Source organism: Streptomyces sp. NPDC107654, from assembly GCF_055639035.1.
The window spans coordinates 349,771-372,530 of sequence record NZ_JBVKBI010000002.1; the positions used below are offsets into that span (position 1 = coordinate 349,771).

Annotated in this window: 18 protein-coding genes; 10 read left to right on the forward strand and 8 right to left on the reverse strand. The window is 71.3% G+C overall.

All coding sequences use genetic code 11. The features are described 5' to 3' along the window. Positions 1–5: 5 nt before the first annotated feature. The gene (locus ACZ7N4_RS04675) at positions 6–890 is read right to left on the reverse strand and encodes a Cgl0159 family (beta/alpha)8-fold protein (RefSeq protein ID WP_471354271.1); all 885 of its coding nucleotides are present in this window, start codon (positions 888–890) and stop codon (positions 6–8) included. Between the two features lie 59 nt (positions 891–949). Next, entirely contained in the window at positions 950–1,900 is a 951-nt protein-coding gene (iolC, locus tag ACZ7N4_RS04680; protein ID WP_471353724.1) for a 5-dehydro-2-deoxygluconokinase, read from the reverse strand. 341 nt (positions 1,901–2,241) lie between these two features. Here iolC and ACZ7N4_RS04685 point away from each other — a divergent pair, with 341 nt between their 5' ends. Further along, the gene (locus ACZ7N4_RS04685) at positions 2,242–2,442 is read left to right on the forward strand and encodes a helix-turn-helix transcriptional regulator (RefSeq protein WP_471353726.1); all 201 of its coding nucleotides are present in this window, start codon (positions 2,242–2,244) and stop codon (positions 2,440–2,442) included. 334 nt (positions 2,443–2,776) lie between these two features. Here the strand turns inward: ACZ7N4_RS04685 and ACZ7N4_RS04690 are convergent, their stop codons facing one another. Together ACZ7N4_RS04690 and ACZ7N4_RS04695 are read right to left on the reverse strand one after the other, a co-directional pair. Then, complete coding sequence (locus ACZ7N4_RS04690) at positions 2,777–3,820, reverse strand: zinc-dependent alcohol dehydrogenase family protein (RefSeq protein ID WP_471353729.1); 1,044 nt, start codon at positions 3,818–3,820, stop codon at positions 2,777–2,779. Between the two features lie 40 nt (positions 3,821–3,860). Then, positions 3,861–6,128 (reverse strand): MMPL family transporter, encoded by a 2,268-nt coding sequence (locus ACZ7N4_RS04695; protein WP_471353731.1) that lies wholly within the window; start codon positions 6,126–6,128, stop codon positions 3,861–3,863. A gap of 165 nt (positions 6,129–6,293) precedes the next feature. On the opposite strand from ACZ7N4_RS04695, the gene ACZ7N4_RS04700 reads away from it, so the two are divergent. The 3 genes from ACZ7N4_RS04700 to ACZ7N4_RS04710 all read left to right on the forward strand — a co-directional run bounded on the left by ACZ7N4_RS04700 (position 6,294) and on the right by ACZ7N4_RS04710 (position 9,819). Further along, positions 6,294–6,944, forward strand: a complete 651-nt coding sequence (locus tag ACZ7N4_RS04700; RefSeq protein WP_471353734.1) for a TetR/AcrR family transcriptional regulator — start codon at positions 6,294–6,296, stop codon at positions 6,942–6,944. A gap of 95 nt (positions 6,945–7,039) precedes the next feature. Then, positions 7,040–7,279, forward strand: coding sequence for a heavy-metal-associated domain-containing protein (locus ACZ7N4_RS04705; protein ID WP_471353736.1), 240 nt, complete (start codon positions 7,040–7,042; stop codon positions 7,277–7,279). 287 nt (positions 7,280–7,566) lie between these two features. Continuing rightward, positions 7,567–9,819 carry a heavy metal translocating P-type ATPase gene (locus ACZ7N4_RS04710; protein WP_471353739.1) on the forward strand — a complete coding sequence of 751 codons (2,253 nt, stop codon included), beginning with the start codon at positions 7,567–7,569 and terminating at the stop codon, positions 9,817–9,819. 655 nt (positions 9,820–10,474) lie between these two features. Here ACZ7N4_RS04710 and ACZ7N4_RS04715 read toward each other — a convergent pair. The 4 genes from ACZ7N4_RS04715 to ACZ7N4_RS04730 all read right to left on the reverse strand — a co-directional run bounded on the left by ACZ7N4_RS04715 (position 10,475) and on the right by ACZ7N4_RS04730 (position 15,376). Further along, complete coding sequence (locus tag ACZ7N4_RS04715) at positions 10,475–11,764, reverse strand: citrate synthase (protein ID WP_471353742.1); 1,290 nt, start codon at positions 11,762–11,764, stop codon at positions 10,475–10,477. Between the two features lie 287 nt (positions 11,765–12,051). Beyond that, entirely contained in the window at positions 12,052–14,307 is a 2,256-nt protein-coding gene (recD2, locus tag ACZ7N4_RS04720; protein ID WP_471353744.1) for an SF1B family DNA helicase RecD2, read from the reverse strand. Positions 14,308–14,348: 41 nt separating this feature from the next. Beyond that, positions 14,349–14,534 carry a DUF397 domain-containing protein gene (locus tag ACZ7N4_RS04725; protein WP_471353747.1) on the reverse strand — a complete coding sequence of 62 codons (186 nt, stop codon included), beginning with the start codon at positions 14,532–14,534 and terminating at the stop codon, positions 14,349–14,351. Positions 14,535–14,542: 8 nt separating this feature from the next. Continuing rightward, complete coding sequence (locus tag ACZ7N4_RS04730) at positions 14,543–15,376, reverse strand: helix-turn-helix domain-containing protein (protein ID WP_471353749.1); 834 nt, start codon at positions 15,374–15,376, stop codon at positions 14,543–14,545. 204 nt (positions 15,377–15,580) lie between these two features. Between ACZ7N4_RS04730 and ACZ7N4_RS04735 the strand changes: the two genes are divergently transcribed. The 6 genes from ACZ7N4_RS04735 (at position 15,581) to ACZ7N4_RS04760 (ending at position 22,745) form a co-directional block, all read left to right on the forward strand. Further along, positions 15,581–15,994, forward strand: a complete 414-nt coding sequence (locus ACZ7N4_RS04735) for an ATP-binding protein (RefSeq protein ID WP_471353751.1) — start codon at positions 15,581–15,583, stop codon at positions 15,992–15,994. After that, entirely contained in the window at positions 15,994–16,890 is an 897-nt protein-coding gene (locus ACZ7N4_RS04740) for an RpnC/YadD family protein (RefSeq protein WP_471353753.1), read from the forward strand. The genes ACZ7N4_RS04735 and ACZ7N4_RS04740 overlap by 1 nt, the downstream gene beginning before the upstream one ends. Before the next feature lie 532 nt (positions 16,891–17,422). Further along, on the forward strand, positions 17,423–18,043 hold the full coding sequence (locus tag ACZ7N4_RS04745; protein ID WP_471353756.1) for a hypothetical protein: 621 nt from the start codon (positions 17,423–17,425) through the stop codon (positions 18,041–18,043). Between the two features lie 175 nt (positions 18,044–18,218). Then, the gene (locus tag ACZ7N4_RS04750) at positions 18,219–19,277 is read left to right on the forward strand and encodes a LacI family DNA-binding transcriptional regulator (RefSeq protein WP_471353758.1); all 1,059 of its coding nucleotides are present in this window, start codon (positions 18,219–18,221) and stop codon (positions 19,275–19,277) included. Further along, positions 19,274–20,806 carry a sugar ABC transporter ATP-binding protein gene (locus tag ACZ7N4_RS04755; RefSeq protein ID WP_471353760.1) on the forward strand — a complete coding sequence of 511 codons (1,533 nt, stop codon included), beginning with the start codon at positions 19,274–19,276 and terminating at the stop codon, positions 20,804–20,806. The genes ACZ7N4_RS04750 and ACZ7N4_RS04755 overlap by 4 nt, the downstream gene beginning before the upstream one ends. Further along, positions 20,796–22,745, forward strand: a complete 1,950-nt coding sequence (locus tag ACZ7N4_RS04760) for an ABC transporter permease/substrate-binding protein (protein WP_471353764.1) — start codon at positions 20,796–20,798, stop codon at positions 22,743–22,745. The genes ACZ7N4_RS04755 and ACZ7N4_RS04760 overlap by 11 nt, the downstream gene beginning before the upstream one ends. Positions 22,746–22,760: the final 15 nt, after the last annotated feature.

Consider the following 22,760-nt stretch of genomic DNA (forward strand, 5'->3'; position numbering starts at 1 on the left):
GGCCCTCACAGCAGTCCTACGGCGGTGTCCACGGCGGCGGCCACATCGCCGTCCGCCGGGTACAGCAGCGAGCGGCCGACCACCAGGCCGCGCACGGTGGGGAGTCGGAGTGCGCCGCGCCACTTCTCGTAGGCGGCGACCTGGTCCTCGGGCGAGTCGCCGATGTCCCCGCCGAGCAGCACGGCGGGCAGCGTGGAGGTCTCCATGACCCGGGCCATGTCGTCCGGGTTCGCGGTGACCGGCACCTTCAGCCAGGTGTAGGCGGAGGAGCCGCCGAGGCCGGAGGCGATGGCGATGGACCGGGTGACCGCCTCGGCGGACAGGTCGTTCGCCACCTTCCCCTCCGGAGTGCGGCGGCTGATGAACGGCTCCACGAACACCGGCAGCCGGCGCTCGGCCATGGCGTCGATGGCCCGGGCGGTGGACTCCAGGGTGGTCAGGGAGCCCGGGTCGGCGTAGTCGACGCGCAGCAGCAGCTTGCCCGCGTCGAAGCCGAGACGCTCGATGTCCTCCGGGCGGTGGCCGGTGAACCGGTCGTCCAGCTCGAAGCTGGCACCCTGCAGCCCGCCGCGGTTCATCGAGCCCATGACGACCTTGTGGTCCAGGACGCCGAGCAGGAGCAGGTCGTCCAGGATGTCGGCGGTGGCGAGGACGCCGTCCACGCCGGGCCGGGACAGCGCGAGGCAGAGCCGTTCCAGCAGGTCGGCACGGTTGGCCATGGCGAGCTTGCGGTCACCGATCCCGAGCGCGCCGCGGGCCGGGTGGTCGGCGGCGACGATCATCAGCCGGCCGGTCTCGTTGAGCAGCGGCCTGCGCGCCCGGCGCGCGGCGGCCTCGGCGATCGCCTCGGGGTGGCGGGTGCGGAGGCGGACGAGTTCGGCGACGTCCACGCGGGAGGTCCGGCCGCCCGAGCCGCCTTCCTGGTGCGTGCCCACGACACGGCCGGCCCTCACAGCACCGCTCCGGCGTCGAGCGCGGCGGCCACCTCGTCGGGGGTGGGCATCGCGGAGGAGCACTCCAGACGGGAGGCGACGAGGGCACCGGCCGCGTTGGCGTACCGCATGATCGCCTCCAGGCCCCAGCCGGCGAGCAGGCCGTGGCACAGGGAGCCGCCGAAGGCGTCTCCGGCACCGAGTCCGTTGAGGACGGTGACGGGCAGCGGCGGCACCTCGGCGGTCTCGCCCCGCCGGTCGACGGCGAGGACCCCCTTGGGCCCCTGCTTGACGACGGCCAGCTCGACACCGGCGTCCAGCAGGGCGCGGGCGGCGGCATGCGGTTCGCGCACGCCGGTCGCGACCTCCACCTCGTCCAGGTTGCCGACGGCGACGGTGGTGTGGCGCAGGGCCTCCGCGTAGAAGGGGCGGGCGGTGTCGGGGTCGGCCCAGAACATGGGGCGCCAGTCGAGGTCGAAGACGGTGATGCCGGCCTTGGCCCGGTGGGCGAGGGCCGCGAGGGTCGCCGTACGGCTCGGCTCCTCGCTCAGGCCGGTGCCGGTGACCCAGAAGATCCTGGCCTCGCGGATGGCGCCCAGGTCCAGCTCGTGGGCGTCGATCTCCAGGTCGGGCGCCTTGGGCTGCCGGTAGAAGTAGAGGGGGAAGTCGTCGGGCGGGAAGACCTCGCAGAAGGTGACCGGGGTGGGCAGGCCGGGGACGGGGGTGACCCAGCGGTCGTCGACGCCGAAGCCGCGCAGCGCCTCGTGGAGATAGGCGCCGAACGGGTCGTCGCCGGTGCGGGTGATCACGGCCGTGCGCCGGCCGAGCCGGGCGGCGGCGACCGCGACGTTCGTCGCCGACCCGCCGAGGAACTTGCCGAAGGACGACACCTGCGCGAGCGGGACACCGGTCTGCAGCGGGTACAGGTCCACTCCGATCCGCCCCATGGTGATCAGGTCGTAGGCCATCGGCTTCCCTTCGTCACGGCTCTCCCCGGCTTTCTAGCCCCGCACGACGAGCCCTGTCAATGTTTTGTCCAGACATTCGGACCAGTCCCCTTCGGGGAGCGGGCAGGGCGCCTGCCGACCTGCCGGGCATCACCATCCGTGATCCTTTCGTCACAAACAACCGCTTCCTGTCACACATGTTGCATGTACGCGAACCCTCCGTCACACCTGATCGACAGGAGTGAGCCCTTGGTCCCTGCGCGTCGTTCACCGGGCACAGGGTGGGTGATCAGCGCAGCGCCCGGTCCCCCCGGCGGCCGTTCCCGGCTCGTCGCCGCGGTGCGCGCGGGGAGGTGCAACGCATGGCCGACCGAAGGCTCTGGTCCTACAAGGAGATCGCGGCGCACATCCGGGTGCAGCCGGACACCGTACGGTCCTACCGCAAGCACGGGCTGCTGCCCCCGCCCGACCACGTCGAGGGCGGCAAGCCCTACTGGTACGCCGACACGGTCCGCGCCTGGGTCGCCTCCCGCCCCCGCAACCGCGGCCGCAGAGACGACTGACCGGCTGACCGCTGTCCCCGGGGGGCGGTCTGGGGGCCCCCGGGGGAGGTCGGGCGGTGGTGCCCCGGGGAGCGGTGGTCGGGCGGTCCCCCGGGGGCTGCTGTCGGGGGAGGCGGCCGGGCGGTGACCCCCGGGAGCGGCGGTCGGGCGGTGGCCCCTAGGGAGCGGCGGTCGGACGGTGGCCCTGGGGGCTGTGGACGCGGGCGGTCGGGCGGTGGGCCCCGGGGTGCGGCGGCCAGGCGGTGTCGCTCTCGGGAGCGGTGGCCGGGCGGTGGTTCCCAGGGTGCGGGGGCGGCGGGGGGGGCGGCTGTCGGCGGGGGTGGCGGGGGCGGTGTCAGCTCCAGGGGTTGATGACCGTGACGCCGGCGCCCGGTGCCGTGTCCATCGCCGCGAGCGCCGCCGGGGCCGCGTCGAGCGTGATCGTCCGGGTCACCAGGAGGTCCGGGCGCAGGGCGCCGGAGCGGACCAGGTCCAGCATGCCGGGGTAGGCGTGGGCGGCCATGCCGTGGCTGCCGAGCAGCTCCAGCTCAAGGGCGATGGCACGGGCCAGCGGCACCGGGGTGGTGCCGTCGGCCGAGGGCAGCAGGCCGACCTGGACGTGCCGGCCGCGGCGGCGCAGGCCGTTCACCGAAGCCGCGCAGGTGGCCGGCGAGCCCAGCGCGTCCAGGGAGAGGTGGGCGCCGCCGCCGGTCAGCTCCCGGACCGCGGCGGCCGAGTCGGACACGCCGGTCGCGTCCAGGCACACGGCGGCGCCGAACGTCCGCGCCAGCTCCAGCGCTCGCGGTGACACGTCGACGGCGACCACCCGGGCCCCCGAGGCCGCCGCGATCATCACCGCCGACAGGCCGACCCCGCCGCAGCCGTGCACCGCGACCCACTGCCCGGCCGCCACTCGGCCCTGCTGCACCACGGCACGGAACGCGGTGGCGAAGCGGCAGCCGAGGGCGGCGGCGGTGGCGTACGCCATGTCGTCCGGGAGCGCGACGAGATTGACGTCGGCGTGGTCGAGCGCGACGTACTCGGCGAAGGAACCCCAGTGGTGGAAGCCGGGCTGGGTCTGGCGTTCGCACACCTGCTGGTCGCCCGCCGCGCAGGACGGGCAGCCGCCGCAGGCGCAGACGAACGGCGCGGTGACCCGGTCGCCGGGCCGCCGGCCGGTCACCCGCGCGCCCACCGCCTCCACCACACCGGCGAGTTCGTGCCCCGGCACGTGCGGCAGCGTGATGTCCGGGTCGTGGCCCATCCAGCCGTGCCAGTCGCTGCGGCAGAGACCGGTGGCCTCGACGCGGACGACCACGCCGTGCTCCGCGGGCTCCGGGTCGGGTACGTCCCGCACCTCGGCCGGTTTTCCGTACTCCTCGAACACCACGGCTCGCATGCCTGCTCCCTTCGGAAACCTGCGGAAACCCGCGCGCAGGCTAGACGCTCCGGGCGCCGCCGGGGGGTGCGGCCAGTGCCGGTTCCTCCCGACCGCTCGCACCCGTCCCCGCGCTGCTCCAGGGCTCCTCCCGCTCACCCTCGCTCAGACCGAACCGTTCGTGGAAGCGCCTGAGCCACCCCGGCGCCCACCAGGTCGCCCTCCCGGTCAGCCGCATGACGGCCGGGACCAGGAGGCTGCGGACCACCAGCGCGTCCATCAGCACCGCGAGGGCGATACCGAGGCCCAGCATCTTGGTGTTGGTCACCCGGGAGGTGCCGATCGCCACCATCACCACCGCGAGGATGACCGCCGCCGCCGTGATGAGGCCGCCCGTGCGCTGGAGGCCGAGACGGACCGCTCGCTCGTGGTCGCCCGTGCGGTCGTACTCCTCCTTGATGCGGGAGAGCAGGAACACGCCGTAGTCCATGGAGAGGCCGAAGGCCACGCAGAACATCAGGACGGGCAGGGTGGTCTCGATGGACCCGGGGCTGGTGAAGCCGAGCGGGCCGGACAGGTGGCCGTCCTGGAAGACCCAGACGACCGCGCCGAACATCGCCGTCAGGCTGAGCGCGTTGAGCACCACGGCCTGCAGGGGTATCAGCACGCTGCCGGTGAGCAGGAAGACCAGCAGGAGCGTGACGCCGGCTATGAACACGGCGGCCCAGGGCAGGCGTTCGGCTATCGCGTGCTTGGTGTCCACGAGGACGGCGGCCGTGCCGGTCACCTCGGTGTCGAAGGGGGCGCGCAGCGCGCGCAGGTCGCCGACCAGGCGCTGCGCGGGGTCGTCCACCGCCTCGCCCCTGGCCTGGACCGTGAAGTAGGCGGTGTCGCCCTCGACCAGGGGGCCGTCGACGCGGACCACCTCCGGCAGGGCGGCCACGCGCTGCCTGTAGGCGGCGTACTGGGCGGGGGTGGCCCGGCCCTCGGCGAGGACTTCGAGGCCGCCGCCGGGGCTGCCGGGGAAGCCCTCGCGGATGTGCTGCTGCACCACGTGGGACTCGGCGGCCGAGGGCAGCTGCCGGTCGTCGGCCGTACCGAACGTCACGCCCAGGAAAGGCAGTCCGAGCATCATCAGCAGGGCCGTGGTGCCGAGGGCGAAGAGCGGGGCGCGGCGCATCACCAGGCCGGCCGCGCGCGCCCATGCGGTGCCCTCGGCCGGTTTCGGCTCGCGGCCCCGGCGGAACAGGCGGCGCAGGTCGAGGGAGTCGACCCGGTGGCCGAGCAGGACCAGCGCGGCCGGGAGCAGGATCAGGGCGGCGGCCGCCGCGAGGAGGACCACGGCGATGCCGGCGTAGGCGAAGGACCGCAGGAAGTACTGCGGGAAGAGCATCATGGCGGCCAGCGAGACCGCGACCGTCAGGGCGGAGAAGAGCACGGTGCGGCCGGCCGTGCGCAGGGTCGTGCCCACCGCGGTCAGCGGGTCGGCGCCGGAGGACAGCTCCTCGCGGTAGCGGCGGACGATGAAGAGCGCGTAGTCGATGGCGAGGCCGAGGCCGAGGGCCGTGGTGAGGTTCAGCGCGAAGACGGAGACGTCGGTGAAGGCGGTCAGGCCGCGCAGCACCGCGTTCGTGCCCAGGATGGCGACGACGCCGACGCACAGCGGGAGCAGGGCCGCGACCGCACTGCCGAAGACCATGACCAGCAGCACCAGGGTGATCGGCAGGGCGATCAGCTCGGCGCGGGCGAGGTCCTCCTTGATGATCGTCTGCATCTCGTGCCGCACCGCGACGATGCCGCCGATCCTCACCCGCACCGGGCCGTGCGTGCCCCGGTAGTGGGGCGCCATGCGGTCCAGGGTCCGGCCCATCGCGCTCTCGTCGCCGGTGATGCGGGCGGCGATCAGGGCCTCGTGGCCGTCCTCGGCGCGCAGGGCCGGCGCTTGGGCGGGGGCGGCCTGCCAGTAGGAGCCGATGCCGGTCACGCCCGGCTCCCCCGCCAGTCGCCGGGCCAGCGCGCGGGCCTGCGCGGCCACCGCCGGGTCGTCCACCGAGGCGCGGCCGGCGTCCACCAGGAGCAGCATGTTCGGCTGCGAGCCGGGGAACTCGCGCTCCAGTGCCTTCGTCGCGTACGTCGACTCGGCGGCCGGGTCCTCCCAGCCGCCGCTGCCGAGCCGGTCCGCGACCCCGCTGCCGGCCAGCACGGCGAGGGCGGTGAGCACCAGGGCCACCAGCAGCGACAGGCGGGGCCGGGCGGTGACGAACCGCGTCCAGCCGCCGATCCGGGGTGGTGCGTCCGCGGGCCGCGGCGCCTTGTTGACTTCGGTCATCGTGCGGTGTCCCCTTCACCCTGACCAGCGCGGCCGTGCGCGGGCACGGCAGCATGGATCAGTCATTGCCATAGACTGAAAAACACGAGAGATCGCTCGCGTTTCACCAGAATGCGAGTGACCGCTCGCGTTTGTCAATCGCGTTCGGAGAGCTGGGGATAACGCGTGTCCGACACCACGGAGAAGGAGCCGCAGCCGCGCCGCCGCCAGGCCCGCGGCGAGCGCCGCATCGCACAGCTGCTCCAGGCCGCCGCCCAGGTCTTCTGCACCACCGGCTACACCGCCGCCAGCACCAACGCCATCGCCCGCGAGGCCGGCGTCTCGCCCGGCACCCTCTACCAGTTCTTCCCGAACAAGGAAGCGATCGCGATCGAGCTGGGCGACCGCCTGATGCACGAGATGCGGGAGGCGTACGGCGAGGCGCTGGCACCGGTCGACCCCGCCACCCCGCTGGAGGAGGCGATCGGCTCGGCCGTCGACCGGTTCATGGCCTTCAACACCGACCACCCGGTCTTCTTCGCGCTCATGCACGGCCCCGACATCCCGGGCCGGATGGCCGAGGCGCACGACCAGTTGCACACGACCGTGATCGGCCGGATAGAGGGGCTGCTCGACTCGCTCATGCCGGACGCCACCGCGGCCGAGGTCACCCGCACCGCCCACGTCTGCCTCGGCATCTACAAGGCCGGCCTGGAACTGGTCCTGGCCCACGAGGGCGCCGAGCGCGCGGCCTACGTCCGGGAGACCAAGGACGTCCTCATCCGCTACCTGGAGCCGCTGACCGGCCGTCGGGCCGGTGCCCCTGCGGTGGATTAATACCCCCTAGGGGTATAGTCTGGAGAGCATGGGGATCCCCCGCGGCACTCCGCGGGACCCCACTGGCCCCACACGCCTCGACGAGGAGTAACGACATGACCGCTCAGACCGACACCCCGGGCCCCGTCACCGCCGTCTACAAGGTGACCGGCATGAGCTGTGGCCACTGCGAGGGGTCCGTCTCCGGCGAGATCTCGCAGATCCCGGGCGTCAGCTCGGTGAAGGCCGTCGCGTCGACCGGCGAGGTGACCGTCGTCTCCGCGGCCCCGCTGGACCAGGAGGCCGTGCGCGCCGCCGTGGACGAGGCCGGCTTCGAGCTGGCCGGCCAGGCCTGAGGAAGAAGCCGGGAAAGAACCGGGAAGAACCGGGAAGAACCCGGGGCCCCGGGGACCCCGGGCACGGAGCCCGGGAAGACCCGGAACGAAGCCGGGGACCCCGGGCGCGAAGCCCGGAAAGCCCGGGACGAACCCGGGAACCCGGGGACGACAACCCTCGGAAGACCCGGGACGAATCCGGGGAACCCCGGGAGGAACCCGGGAACACCCTCCGATCCCCCGACCGGGCCGTGCCGACCAGCTGATACTGGATCCGTACGGCCCGGTCCGATGTCTGGAGTCCGGACATGACCAGCACCACCGCAGAGACGGCCGCCGACGCGGGCACGACCGGCGAGGTCGAGTTGCTCATCGGCGGGATGACCTGCGCCTCCTGCGCCGCCCGGGTGGAGAAGAAGCTCAACCGGATGGACGGCGTCAGCGCCACCGTCAACTTCGCCACCGAGAAGGCCAAGGTCGCGTACGCCGACGGCGTCCAGGTCGCCGACCTGATCGCCACCGTGGAGAAGACCGGCTACACCGCCGAGGAACCCCCGCCGCCCACCCCCGCGCCCGAAGCGGAACCGGGAACCCCCGCACCGGACGCCGAACTCGGCGCCCTCCGCCACCGCCTGCTCGTCTCCGCGCTGCTCGCCGCCCCCGTGGTGCTGCTCGCGATGATCCCGGCGCTCCAGTTCGACAACTGGCAGTGGCTCTCGCTCACCCTCGCCGCACCGGTCGTCGTCTGGGGCGGCGCGCCCTTCCACCGGGCCGCCTGGACCAACCTGCGGCACGGCGCCGCGACCATGGACACCCTCGTCTCGGTCGGCACGCTGGCCGCCTTCGGCTGGTCGCTGTGGGCGCTGTTCTTCGGCGACGCGGGCATGTCCGGCATGAACGACGCGTTCCGCCTCACCGTCTCCCGCACGGACGGCGCCTCCACGATCTACCTGGAGGTAGCCTCCGGGGTCGTCGCGCTGATCCTGCTCGGCCGCTACCTGGAGGCCCGTTCCAAGCGCCGCGCGGGTGCCGCCCTGAAGGCGCTGATGGAGCTGGGCGCCAAGGACGTGGCGGCGCTGCGGGACGGCCGCGAGGTGCGGATACCGGTGTCGTCCCTGGCCGTGGGCGACCGGTTCGTCGTACGGCCCGGCGAGAAGATCGCCACCGACGGCTCGGTGGTCGAGGGCGTCTCCGCCGTGGACGCCTCCATGCTGACCGGCGAGTCCGTGCCGGTCGACGTGGGCCCCGGCGACCGGGTCACCGGCGCGACGGTCAACGCGGGCGGCCGGCTCGTCGTGGAGGCCGCCCGGGTCGGCGCCGACACCCAGCTCGCCCGGATGGCGCGGCTGGTGGAGGACGCCCAGAACGGCAAGGCCGAGGTGCAGCGGCTAGCCGACCGGATCTCCGCCGTCTTCGTCCCCGTGGTCATCCTCGTCGCGCTCGGCACCTTCGGGGTCTGGCTGGGCGTCACCGGCGACACGGCCGCCGCGTTCACGGCCGCCGTCGCCGTACTGATCATCGCCTGCCCCTGCGCGCTGGGCCTCGCCACCCCGACCGCGCTGATGGTCGGCACCGGCCGCGGCGCCCAGCTCGGCATCCTGATCAAGGGCCCGGAGGTACTGGAGTCCACGCGCCGCGTCGACACGGTGGTCCTCGACAAGACCGGCACGGTCACCACCGGCCGGATGAGCCTGCAGGCGGTGTACGTCGCCGAGGGCGAGGACGAGAAGGAGGTGCTGCGGCTCGCGGGTGCCCTGGAGCACGCCTCCGAGCACCCGGTGGCCCGTGCGATCGCCGCCGGTGCGGAGGAACGCGCCGGGGCCCTGCCGCCGGCGGAGCACTTCGAGAACGTGCCCGGACGGGGCGTACGCGGACGCGTGGAAGGCCGTGAGGTGGCCGTGGGGCGCCTGTACGACGCGCTGCCGCAGGAGTTGGCCCGCGCGGCCCGCGAGGCCGAGCAGGAGGGCCGTACGGCCGTCGTGGCGGGCTGGGACGGGCGGGCACGCGGGGTCATCGCCGTCGCCGACGCGGTCAAGGAGACCAGCGCCGAGGCGGTCCGCGAGCTGCGCGCGCTGGGGCTGACGCCGGTGCTGCTCACCGGCGACAACCGGACCGTCGCCGAGGCGGTCGCGCGGACCGTCGGCATCGACTCCGCGCACATCCACGCCGAGGTGCTGCCCGAGGACAAGGTGGAGGTCGTACGACGGCTGCAGCGCGAGGGGCGCTCCGTGGCCATGGTCGGCGACGGCGTGAACGACGCGGCCGCGCTCGCCACCGCCGACCTGGGCCTGGCCATGGGCACCGGCACGGACGCGGCGATCGAGGCCGGCGATCTGACGCTGGTCCGCGGGGACCTGCGGGTGGCCGCGGACGCGATCCGGCTGTCCCGCCGGACGCTCGCCACCATCAAGGGCAACCTCGTGTGGGCCTTCGGCTACAACGTCGCCGCGCTGCCGCTGGCCGCGGCCGGGCTGCTCAACCCGATGATCGCGGGGGCGGCCATGGCCTTCTCCTCGGTGTTCGTGGTGACCAACAGCCTGCGGCTGCGCGCCTTCCGGTGAGCCGGCGGTGGAGCCGCGGGACCGGCGGCGATCGCCCGTGACCGATGTCGGAGTCCCCCTGGAGTCCGACGCGGACCTCACATAAGCTCTTCACAAGGCTCGCGCATCATCCTTACGCTTGAGCCCCGATTGCTGTATCGGGGCTCTTGCGCACTTAAAAGGACATATGCAAGAGACGCAGATCACAGTGATGCGAACGTAACCATCGAAGGGGTTCGAAGGTCTAAGTTGGCGGTGTCAGACCAGCGTCTTGGGGGGCGCTGACTGGCGTCTGAGGATGTCTTGGGGGACTTCCTCAGAGATGCGTTGCCGGGGCACGTACACCGGGAAGCTTTGAGCGGCCCTCCCAGCGTGCGCTGTCCCGGCAGATCGCACCGCATCACTGGAGTACGGCGAGTTTTGCTCGTTGTGCTCACCGACAGCGATTCAGGCGCTGTCCTCTCCGAGCGCCCGGCCGGATCCCGTGGGGGGAATCCGCACCGGGACATGGGAAGGCGCCCTGGTCGTCGGCCCGTGGGGGGACCGGCGACTCAGGGCGCCTTCTTCTTTTCGCCGAATGGGTTCTCTCGCCGTGTGGATCGCGGCGCCAGGGGACGCCGGATCACCGCTTCAGGGCCCGCCCGGACAGGCAGGCCCTTCCGCTCGGTACGTACGCTCAGCGCTCCTCGACCGGAACGAAGTCGCGCTCGACGACGCCCGTGTAGATCTGGCGCGGGCGGCCGATGCGGGAACCCGGCTCCTTGATCATCTCGGTCCACTGGGCGATCCAGCCCGGCAGGCGGCCGAGGGCGAACAGGACCGTGAACATCTCGGTCGGGAAGCCCATGGCCCGGTAGATCAGACCGGTGTAGAAGTCCACGTTCGGGTACAGCTTGCGCTCGACGAAGTAGTCGTCGGACAGCGCGTGCTCCTCCAGCTTCAGGGCGATGTCGAGGAGCTCGTCCTCCTTGCCCAGCGCGGAGAGCACGTCGTGCGCGGCGGCCTTGATGATCTTGGCGCGCGGGTCGAAGTTCTTGTAGACCCGGTGGCCGAAGCCCATCAGGCGGACGCCGTCCTCCTTGTTCTTCACCTTGCGGATGAAGGTGTCGACGTCGGAGCCCGAGTCACGGATGCCCTCCAGCATCTCCAGCACGGACTGGTTGGCGCCGCCGTGCAGCGGGCCCCACAGCGCGCTGATGCCGGCCGAGATCGACGCGAACATGTTGGCCTGCGAGGAGCCGACCAGGCGGACCGTCGAGGTCGAACAGTTCTGCTCGTGGTCGGCGTGCAGGATCAGCAGCTTGTCCAGCGCGGAGACGACGACCGGGTCGAGCTCGAACTCCTGCGCCGGCACCGAGAAGGTCATCCGCAGGAAGTTCTCGACGTAGCCGAGGTCGTTGCGCGGGTAGACGAACGGGTGGCCGATCGACTTCTTGTACGCGTACGCGGCGATCGTCGGGAGCTTCGCGAGCAGCCGGATCGTGGAGAGGTCGCGCTGGGTCTCGTCGAACGGGTTGTGGCTGTCCTGGTAGAAGGTGGACAGCGCCGAGACGACCGAGGACAGCATCGCCATCGGGTGGGCGTCGCGCGGGAAGCCCCGGTAGAAGTTCTTGACGTCCTCGTGCAGCAGGGTGTGCCGCGTGATGTCGGTCTTGAACGCCGTCAGCTGGTCGACGGTCGGCAGCTCGCCGTTGATCAGCAGGTACGCCACCTCAAGGAAGGTGGAGCGCTCGGCCAGCTGCTCGATGGGGTAGCCGCGGTAGCGGAGGATGCCCGCCTCGCCGTCGAGGTAGGTGACCGCGGATTTGTAGGCGGCCGTGTTGCCGTACCCACTGTCCAGGGTCACCAGACCGGTCTGGGCGCGGAGCTTCCCGATGTCGAAGCCCTTGTCACCGACGGTGCTGTCGACCACCGGGTAGGTGTACTCGCCGTCGCCGTACCGCAGTACTACAGAGTTGTCGCTCACGTCTTCCCTCACCGACGTAGTGCCTCATCTTCGAGGTGCCCTGACTGTCTCTACCATCCCCCATTTGGCTCAGCAGAGTGCACTCGGGGTCGACCATTGGGCCTATTGGCGGCACTCAGTGCCGTCAACCTGCTCATCCTGCCCCCTCGGAGGGGCATCTGGAAGTGCTCTGTGACCTTCGTGACTCATTTGATCGATCATTTTTTGTACAGACCCGTGGTTGACGGTGCCCGGCCCGGGATCCACCGGCCCCGGGGCCGGAGTTCACCGGACGCCGGACCGGGGGTTCAGGCCCGCAGCCGGAAGTCCAGGGCCGTGAACCGCCGCCCGGCCGACACCGTGCGCACCGCCTGCCCGATCGCCTTGCGCGAACCGACGAGGACGACCAGCTGCCGGGCCCGGGTGACCGCCGTGTAGAGCAGGTTCCGCTGGAGCATCATCCATGCCCCGGTGGTGACCGGAATCACCACGGCGGGATATTCACTGCCCTGCGAGCGGTGGATGGTCACGGCGTACGCGTGCGCCAGTTCGTCCAGTTCGTCGAATTCGTACGGAACCTCCTCGTCCTCGTCCGTCAGCACGGTCAGGCGCTGGTCGACCGGGTCGAGCGAGGTGACGACGCCCACGGTGCCGTTGAAGACACCGTTCTTCCCTTTCTCGTAATTGTTGCGAATCTGGGTGACCTTGTCGCCGACGCGGAAGACCCGGCCGCCGAACCGCCTCTCCGGCAGGTCGGGCCGCCCGGGCGTGATGGCCTGCTGGAGCAGCCCGTTCAGCGCGCCCGCGCCGGCCGGCCCCCGGTGCATCGGCGCGAGCACCTGCACATCCCGGCGCGGGTCCAGCCCGAACTTGGCCGGAATCCGCCGCGCGGCCACGTCCACGGTCAGCCGGCCCGCGGCCTCCGTGTCGTCCTCCACGAAGAGGAAGAAGTCCTTCATCCCGTCGGTGAGCGGATGCTGCCCCGCGTTGATCCGGTGCGCGTTGGTGACGACTCCGGACTGCTGGGCCTGCCGGAAGACCCGGGTGAGCCTTACGGCCGGGACCGGGCTCCCGTCGGCGAGCAGATCGCGGAGCACCTCCCCCGCCCCCACACTGGGCAGCTGGTCCACGTCCCCCACGAAGAGCAGGTGCGCCCCCGGCGGTACGGCCTTCACGAGCTTGTTGGCGAGCAGCAGGTCCAGCATGGAGGCCTCGTCCACGACCACCAGGTCGGCGTCGAGCGGGCGGTCCCGGTCGTAGGCCGCGTCACCGCCCGGCTTCAGCTCCAGCAGCCGGTGCACGGTGGAGGCCTCGGCCCCGGTCAGCTCGGCCAGCCGCTTGGCGGCCCGCCCGGTCGGGGCGGCCAGCAGCACCTTGGCGCGCCGGGCCCGGGCCAGCTCCACGACGGACCGGACGGTGAACGACTTTCCGCACCCCGGTCCGCCGGTGAGGACGGCGACCTTCTCCGTCAGCGCCAGCCTGACCGCCGCCTCCTGCTCGGGCGCGAGATCCGCGCCGGTGCGCGCCTTCAGCCACCCGAGCGCCTTCTCCCAGTCCACCTCCCGGAAGCCCGGCATCCGGTCCTGCTCCGTGCGCAGCAGCCGCCGCAGCTGGGCGGACAGCGACAGCTCGGCGCGGTGGAAGGGCACGAGGTAGACGGCGCTGACGGGCTCGTCTCCCCCGCCGTCGGGCCCCGGCACCCGCTCCCGTACGACCCCCGGATCGGCCCCCTCCTCCGGCTCCCTACCCAGCTCGGCGAGACACTCGATGACCAGCCCGGTGTCGACCTGGAGCAACTTCACGGCATCGGCGATCAGCCGCTCCTCCGGCAGGAAGCAGTGCCCCTGGTCGGCGGACTGCGACAGCGCGTACTGCAGACCGGCCTTCACCCGCTCGGGGCTGTCATGGGGGATGCCGACGGACTGGGCGATCTTGTCGGCGGTCAGGAACCCGATGCCCCAGACATCGGCGGCGAGCCGGTACGGCTGCTCCCTGACGACGGAGATGGACTCGTCCCCGTACTTCTTGTAGATCCGCACGGCGACGGACGTGGACACCTCGACCGTCTGGAGGAAGAGCATCACCTCCTTGATCGCCTTCTGCTCCTCCCAGGCATCGGCGATCTTCTTGGTGCGCTTGGGGCCAAGGCCGGGGACCTCTACGAGCCGCTTCGGCTCCTCCTCGATGATCCTTAGCGTGTCCACCCCGAAGTGCTGGGTGATCCGGTCGGCGAACACCGGCCCGATCCCCTTGACCAGCCCGGATCCCAGATAACGCCGGATGCCCTGGACCGTGGCCGGCAGCACGGTCGTGTAGTTCTCGACGTGGAACTGCTTGCCGTACTGCGGATGCGACCCCCAGCGGCCCTCCATGCGCAGGGACTCCCCGGCCTGCGCACCGAGCAGCGCGCCGACCACGGTGAGGAGATCCCCGGCCCCTCTGCCGGTGTCGACCCGGGCCACCGTGTACCCGTTCTCCTCATTGGCGTACGTGATCCGCTCCAGCACACCTTCGACCACGGCAAGCCGCCGCTCACCGGTCTGGGTCCCCGCCTGTTGAGCCATGATCCGACGGTACCGGTGGGGTGTGACAACGGGTCACGGGGTCAGGGGCGGGGGTGCGCCTTGAGGGCCCGGAGGAAGGTGGTGAAGGCGGGGGTGGGGAAGGTGAGGGTGGCGCGGGCGGGGGTTTTCGAGTCGCGGACGGAGGTGTGGGTGGGGGTGGTGGCGATCTCCACGCACTCGTTGCCGTCGCCTTCGCCCGAGTAGGACGACTTGCGCCAGTTGTCCATGGGGTGCCTCACAGCTCTTTCGCCAGCCTGTGGATGAAGTCACGGGACTCGACCGGTTCGAGTGATACGGCCTCCACCATACGGAAGCGAGTTCGATAGATGCTGAGCTGGGCCTCGGAGTCGATAAGGACTGTGCCGTGGGGCGCGTCCCGTACCACGGTGTCCAGCTTGGGCAGGGGGCCTCCCGCGTACGTCATCGTGCTGGAAGCGGCGAAGCCGTCCAGGTCGAAGGGGATGACACGCAAGGTGACGTGATCCGCTTCGGAGAGTTCCAGGAGCCGGGCGAACTGGCCCTTGGAGGTGGCACGGTCACTGACCCTGATCCGAAGGGCCGCCTCATGGATCAGCGCTTCGTAGGGGATGGTGATCCGCTGGCGCTCCTTTCGGTGCTGAATGCGCAACTCCAGCTCTTCAGGATTGAGTTCCGGAAGCCTGGACGAGAAGACGGCACGCGCGTAGTCCTCCGTCTGCAGCAGGCCCGGCACGTACAGGATCGCCACGTGGTGCAGAAACCGGGCGTGGTGCTCCAGCTCCGACAGGTCCAGGAAGGGTGTGGGCAGCCGGCCCCGGTACTTCTCCCACCAACCAGGCGTGCGATCGGTGGCCATGGCGACCAGGGCATCGACGAACTCGTCGTCCGTACAGACGTAGTGAGAGGCGAGGCGGCGCAACCGATTCTCGCTGACGCCTGCGATGCCGGACTCGATCTGGCTGATGACCGGGGCGGTCACTCCCAGCAGGGCAGCCGCCTGCCGGGCCGTGAATCCTGCCGCGTCGCGGAGCCTCCGCAATTCGACCGCCAGACGCAGCTGACGTGCTGTCGGCTCGTTTCTCAACGCCATCGACGGTCCTCCCAACGCGCTGGTACGCGTTACTCGTTCGGGCGTCACCCTACGGGATCAGCTTGCGGTGGTTAAACAATTAGCCCTACGGTCGGTGACGCAACGCACACGCTGCGGAAGCGCACCGTGCCGTCCTGCCATGACGGCCACGGCAATGCCACTGCACGCCCCATTCCCCCGCTCAGTGACTGGAGTTGACGACGCATGCCCGAAAGCTTGGAAACCGGCGAGACCTGGGACTACACCCTCTACGTCCCCAACGACCTGAGAGCGGTGACGGTCTGCCGCCGGACCCTGCGCGCCATCCTGACCCTGCACGGGTTGACGGGGCTGGTGGAGACGGCGGAGCTGCTGGCGACGGAGCTGGGTTCGAACGCGGTGCGGCACACGAAGGGGCCGGCGGCGTTGCGGGTGCGCAGGTCGGCGCAGGGGCTGGTGTGGATCGGGGCGTGGGACACGGACCCGGAGCCGCCGGTCCCGTTGGAGCAGGCGCTGGAGCGGGAGGAGGGGCGGGGGCTGGGGCTGGTGTCGGCTTGCGCGGAGTACTGGGGATGGCAGCCGTCGGCTCGGTTCGGGGACCGGGGGAAGTACGTGTGGTGTGAGCTGGGGGTGGCGTGATGGTGGGCTCGTCGCATGAGGCGCTGCACCGTATCTTCCAGAAGGATCCGACGCTGCTGACGAAGGCGTTACAGAAGGTGCTGCACGTGCCGTTCCCTGAGCCAAGGGAGATCGCGGCGCTGAACGTGGACCTGACGGAGGTCGAGCCGGTCGAGCGTCGGGTGGACACGCTGCTGCGGGCGGAGACGGACGAGGGCACGTATCTGCTGGTGGTGGAGTCGCAGGGCAAGGTGGACGACCGGAAGCGGGGCAGTTGGCCCTACTACCTGTCGTACCTGTACGAGAAGTACCGGTGCGGGCCGGTGCTCATCGTCATCACGCAGAGCAGTGCCACGGAGAAGTGGGCCTCGCGTCCGATCCGGCTCGGTTTCCCGGGGTGGGAGTCGCTGACGGTACGGCCGCTCGTGCTCGGCCCGGACAACGTGCCGGTGATCGCGGACGAGCGGCAGGCCGAGCGGGATGTCCCTCTTGCGGTGCTGTCGGCGATGACACACGGTCGTGGGCCGCAGGCTCCGGCCATACTGGAATCCCTGGCGTCCGCCCTGCGGACCATCGACCCCGACAGTGCCGCGGTCTTCGTGCAGTTCGTCGACTCGTGCCTGGCCGACCCCCAGGCGAAGCAGACGTGGAGGGAATTGATGACGGCGATCCAGTACTTCTGGCGGCATCCGCTGGCCGAGCAGGTACGCGAGGAAGGGCGGGAGCAGGGCTTGGAGCAGGGCCGCGTCCAGGACCGCCAGGAAATGACCCTCCGCATCCTGGAATGGCGGGGCATCTCGGTGTCCGACGCGGTCCGGGAGCGGGTGCTGGCCTGCACGAACCTCGGTCAACTGGAGGTCTGGGCTCAGCGCGCGGTCCACGCCGCCGAGGCGACGGAGTTGTTCACCGACGAGTGAACAAGTGGCCGTCGGGCCGCTCGCTTCTCGGCCGTGTCGGGCTTCCGCGTAAGAAGCGAGGGTGCGCGAGGGCGGCGCGCGAGCCGCCCGACCCACCCGGCGTGCCCGCGAAGCGCTCCCTCGCGCCCGCCCCCGCCACCCGCGAGCCGCTGGGAACTCGCACCCGGAGGGATGGGCGAACTCGGGCCAAGAGCGTGGCAGAGGTGAACTGGCCACGGAGGTGGGCCGGTCGGCCGAGGTGGCCCGAATCCGCCATTGCCGCTGGAGTGCGACGTGAGGGGCCAACGGGGAGCCGCAGCAGGACCTCAACCACCGCGCGGCGGACGGGGTACGGTCCGTCGACGACCGCCAGCGAGGCGTTCGGGGCCAGACGCTTCGAGGTTGCCGACGGGCCCAGGCCGCTGATCGACGGGCAGGGCCCGACACCCGCACACTCCGACTACTTCGGCCCGGAGGACGATCCGAGGTCCGCCGCCAACATCGCGGCACTGGTCGCCAACCGCCCCGAGCTCGTGAAGTGGGGCGAAAACCGATGAAGACGCGCGTCGTGACCCTGCCGGCCACAGCACTCCTCGTTTCCGGTTGCGGTTTCGTCGGTGACGGCGCCGACGCAGGCCGGCAGGGGGGATCGGCAAAGGAGAACCACATGAACATGCAGGAGGCCGGTGACCGGGCAGAGGCGATGCTCGACGCGTTCCTTGGTGCGATCCATCCGTCCGTGGAGGTGATCCCCGGAGCGTCCAGCGCATCCGCGTGTTCCGACTTCAAGGACGACAGCACCGGCACCGGATCAGTGACGCGCCGGCGTGCCGTGGTGACGATCATCTCGAGCGAGCGGCGGGGCAATGTCCTCGGTGTCGTGGAGCGCTACTGGAAGCAGCACGACTACAAGATCACATCAGTGGTGGACAACAAGGAGATGCCGGCGATCCACGCCACCGCCCCGAACGGTTTTCGAGTCGCCCTCGAATTCGGGCACGCGGGTCAGGCCAACTTCGCCGTGGTTTCTCCGTGCGTCACCGAATCCAAGGTCACCGAGCCCTCGCGCAAGCCTGTCGACCCGGAGGCGTTCAAGTCCGAGGGGCTTCCGTACGTCCACTCCGACTTCTGGTCGCGCAAGACACCGGTTCCGTCCTCCTCCCCCTCCGCATAGCCGGGCGGCGGGGGGACCGCGCACCGGGCGCCCCCTGGTGGTGATCGGCACGCCGGTCACGATTGGGTTTCGGCCACCGCCCGCCTCTTGCCCGCGCCCCGTGTAATCGATTCCAATCCTTCCTACACCGAGGGATGTAATCGATTCCACGAGTCACGAGGAGGTGGCGCCGGCGATGGCAGGCATCAAGGATGTCGCCGCTGCGGCGGGGGTGTCCGTGGCGACCGTGTCGCGGGTGTTGAACGGGCATCCGTCCGTCAGCGCCGAAGCGCGGGCGCGGGTGATGGGGGCCGTGGCGGAGCTGGGGTACCGGCCCAATGCCGTCGCCCGGTCGCTGCGGACCGATCAGACGCACACCCTCGGGCTCGTGATCAGCGATGTGCTGAATCCCTACTTCACCGAGCTGGCCCGCTCCGTCGAGGAGGAGGCCCGGGCGCTCGGGTACAGCGTGATCATCGGGAACGCCGACGAGCGGCCCGAGCTGCAGGACCACCACGTGCGGAATCTGCTCGACCGGCGGATCGACGGGCTGCTGGTGTCGCCCACCGACGGCGGGTCGCCTCTCATGCTCGATGCCGCTCGGGCCGGGACGCCCATGGTGTTCGTCGACCGGTGGATCCCCGGGGTGGAGGTGCCGGTCGTACGGGCCGACGGGCGGGGTGCCGTGCGGGATCTCGTCGGGCATCTGCACCGGCTCGGGCACCGGCGGCTCGCCATCATCGCCGGGCCCGCCGCCACCACCACCGGCAGTGAGCGCGTCGAGGCCTTCCGGGCCGCGCTCGCGGAGTACGGGCTTCCGTTGCCGGACGCCTACATCGGGCAGGGTGACTTCCAGGCCGAGAGCGGACGGCGGGTCACCGAGGGGTTCCTCGATCTGCCGGAGCCGCCCGAGGTCGTCTTCGCGGCCGACAACCTGATGGCGCTGGGCGCGCTGGACGCCGTACGCGCGCGTGGGCTGCGGGTGCCGGACGACCTCGCGCTGGCCGCGTTCGACGACATCCGCTGGTTCGTGCACACCGACCCGCCGGTCACCGCGATCGCCCAGCCGACCGGTGAGCTGGGGCGGGCCGCCGTACGGGCCCTGGTCGACCGGATCGAGGGGCGTGCCCCGCAGTCCGTGACGCTGCCCGCGCGGCTCGTCGTGCGCCGCTCGTGCGGAGCGTCCGCACCTCGGAGCGCACCCCCCACCCCCTCCCCGCAGTCCCCCTCCCCAGTGCAAAGGAGCACGTCGTGAGCAACGCGGACGAGTTGCTGCGCATCGAGGGCATACGCAAGACCTTCCCCGGCGTGGTCGCGCTCGACGGCGTCGACTTCGACCTGCGCCGGGGTGAGGTCCATGTGCTGCTCGGTGAGAACGGTGCCGGTAAGAGCACGCTCATCAAGATGCTCTCCGGTGCCTACACCCCCGACGCCGGCCGGATTCTCGTGGACGGTGAGGAGGTGCGCATCCACGGGGCGCAGGACTCCGAGCGTCTCGGGATCGCCACCATCTACCAGGAGTTCAACCTCGTTCCCGATCTGACCGTCGCCGAGAACATCTTCCTGGGGCGGCAGCCACGCCGGTTCGGGCTGATCGACAGGAAGCGCATGGAGGCGGAGGCCGGGACGCTGCTGCGGCGGGTCGGGGTCGATGTGTCGCCACGCGCGCGCGTGCGGGAGCTCGGGATCGCGCGGCTGCAGATGGTCGAGATCGCCAAGGCGCTCAGTCTGGACGCGCGCGTACTGATCATGGACGAGCCGACCGCCGTGCTCACCTCCGAGGAGGTGGAGAAGCTCTTCGCCATCGTGCGGGCGCTGCGCGAGGAGGGCGTGGGGGTCGTCTTCATCACCCATCATCTGGAGGAGATCGCCGCGCTCGGGGACCGGGTCACCGTCATCCGGGACGGGCGGAGCGTCGGGCAGGTGCCCGCCTCCACCGGCGAGGACGAGCTGGTCCGGCTGATGGTCGGGCGGTCCATCGAGCAGCAGTACCCGCGGGAACGGCCGGAGAAGGGCCCGGCCCTGCTGTCCGTCGAGGGGCTCGGGCGGGACGGTGTCTTCCACGACGTCGGCTTCGAGGTGCACGCCGGTGAGGTCGTCGGGGTCGCGGGCCTCGTCGGGGCCGGGCGGACGGAGGTCGTGCGGGCCGTGTTCGGGGCCGATCCGTACGACCGCGGGGTCGTGCGGGTCTCGGGGAAGGCGGTCCGGCGGCATGACGTGAACGCCGCGATGGCGGCCGGGATCGGGCTCGTACCGGAGGACCGCAAGGGACAGGGGCTGGTGCTGGACGCGTCCGTCGCGGAGAACCTGGGGCTGGTGACCCTGCGCGCGGCCACCCGGGCGGGGCTCGTCGACCGCAAGGGGCAGTACGCGGCCGCCGAGCGGATCGCCGGGCAGCTGGGGGTGCGCATGGCGGGCCTCGGGCAGCAGGTGCGGACCCTGTCGGGCGGCAACCAGCAGAAGGTCGTCATCGGCAAGTGGCTGCTGGCCGACACCAAGGTGCTGATCCTGGACGAGCCGACGCGCGGTATCGACGTCGGGGCGAAGGTCGAGATCTACCAGCTGATCAACGAGCTGACGGCCGCCGGTGCCGCCGTCCTGATGATCTCCAGCGATCTGCCCGAGGTGCTCGGCATGAGCGACCGGGTGCTGGTGATGGCCCAGGGCCGGATCGCCGGTGAACTCTCCGCCGACGAGGCCACGCAGGACGCGGTGATGTCCCTCGCCGTCTCCCTCCCCACCACCGAGAAGGACACCGAGAAGGAGGCCGTCCGTGGCCACTGACACGCTCAAGAGCCGGGCGGGCGCGAGTGGCGCCCCGGGGGGCTTCCGCCGCCTGCTCCTCGACAACGGCGCGCTCACCGCGCTGATCGTCCTGGTCATCGCCCTGTCGGCGCTGTCCGGGGACTTCCTGACGACCGACAATCTGCTGAACATCGGTGTCCAGGCGGCCGTGACGGCGATCCTCGCCTTCGGCGTGACCTTCGTGATCGTCTCCGCGGGCATCGACCTGTCGGTCGGCTCGGTGGCCGCGCTGTCGGCGACGATGCTGGCCTGGAGCGCCACGCGGCACGGTGTGCCGGTGGTGCTCGCGGTCCTGCTGGCGGTGGCCACGGGTGTCGTCGCCGGTCTGGTGAACGGTTTCCTCATCGCCTACGGCAAGCTGCCGCCGTTCATCGCGACGCTGGCCATGCTGTCGGTGGGCCGCGGCCTCGCCCTGGTGATCTCGCAGGGCTCCCCCATCGCCTTCCCGGACTCGGTCTCCCGTCTCGGGGACACCCTGGGCGGCTGGCTGCCGGTGCCGGTGCTGGTCATGGTGGTGATGGGGCTGGTCGCCGCGCTGGTGCTGGGGCGGACGTACATCGGCCGGTCCATGTACGCGATCGGCGGCAACGAGGAGGCGGCCCGGCTGTCGGGCCTGCGTGTGCCGAAGCAGAAGCTCGCCGTCTACGCCCTGTCCGGTCTGTTCGCCGCCGTCGCGGGCATCGTGCTCGCCGCCCGGCTGTCCTCTGCGCAGCCGCAGGCCGCCGACGGCTACGAGCTGGACGCGATCGCCGCGGTCGTCATCGGCGGTGCCTCGCTGGCGGGCGGCACCGGCAAGGCGTCCGGCACGCTGATCGGCGCGCTGATCCTGGCGGTGCTCAGGAACGGCCTCAACCTCCTGTCCGTCTCGGCGTTCTGGCAGCAGGTCGTGATCGGTGTCGTGATCGCGCTGGCGGTGCTGCTGGACACCGTGCGCCGCAAGGCCGGGGCGACCCCGGTGGCCGCCGGTGCGGGCGGGCCGAAGGGGCGGCAGGCGGCGACGTACGCGCTGGCCGCCGTGGTCACCGTGGCGATCGTCGGTGCGACCTCCTTCCTGCACGGCGGCTCCCCGTCGTCCACGACCCCGCGGATGGGTCTGTCGCTGTCCACCCTCAACAACCCCTTCTTCGTGCAGATCCGGGCGGGCGCCCAGGCCGAGGCGGAGAAGCTGGGAGTGGACCTGACCGTGACCGACGCGCAGAACGACGCCTCCCAGCAGGCCAACCAGCTGCAGAACTTCACCGGTTCCGGCCTGGGCGCGGTCATCGTCAACCCGGTGGACTCGGACGCGGCGGGCAACTCCGTGAAGGCCGCCGGCAAGGCGGGGATCCCGGTCGTCGCCGTCGACCGCGGTGTCAACCACGCGTCCGTGGACACGCTGGTGGCCTCGGACAACGTCGCGGGCGGCGAGCTGGCCGCGAAGACCGTCGCCGAGAAGCTGGGCGGCAAGGGCCGGATCGTCATCCTGCAGGGGCAGGCGGGCACGTCGGCGGCACGGGAGCGGGCGGCCGGGTTCGCCAAGGGTCTGAAGGCCTATCCGGGGATACGGGTGCTGGCCCAGCAGCCCGCCGACTTCGACCGCACCAAGGGCCTCGACGTGATGTCGAACCTGCTCCAGGCCCACCCGGACGTGCAGGGCGTCATCGCCGCCAACGACGAGATGGCCCTGGGCGCGATCAAGGCGCTCGGTTCCAAGGCCGGCAAGTCGGTGCAGGTCGTCGGTTTCGACGGCACCCCGGACGGGCTGACGGCGGTGAAGGACGGCACGCTGTACGCCTCCGTCGCCCAGCAGCCCAGCCAGCTGGGGCGGATCGCCGTGGACAACGCCCTCAAGGCGGTCCGGGGCGAGAAGGTGGAGCCGATGGTGAAGGTGCCGGTGAAGGTGGTCACGAAGGACAACGTGGCCGGGTTCAGCGGCTGACGACGGGCGAGTCGG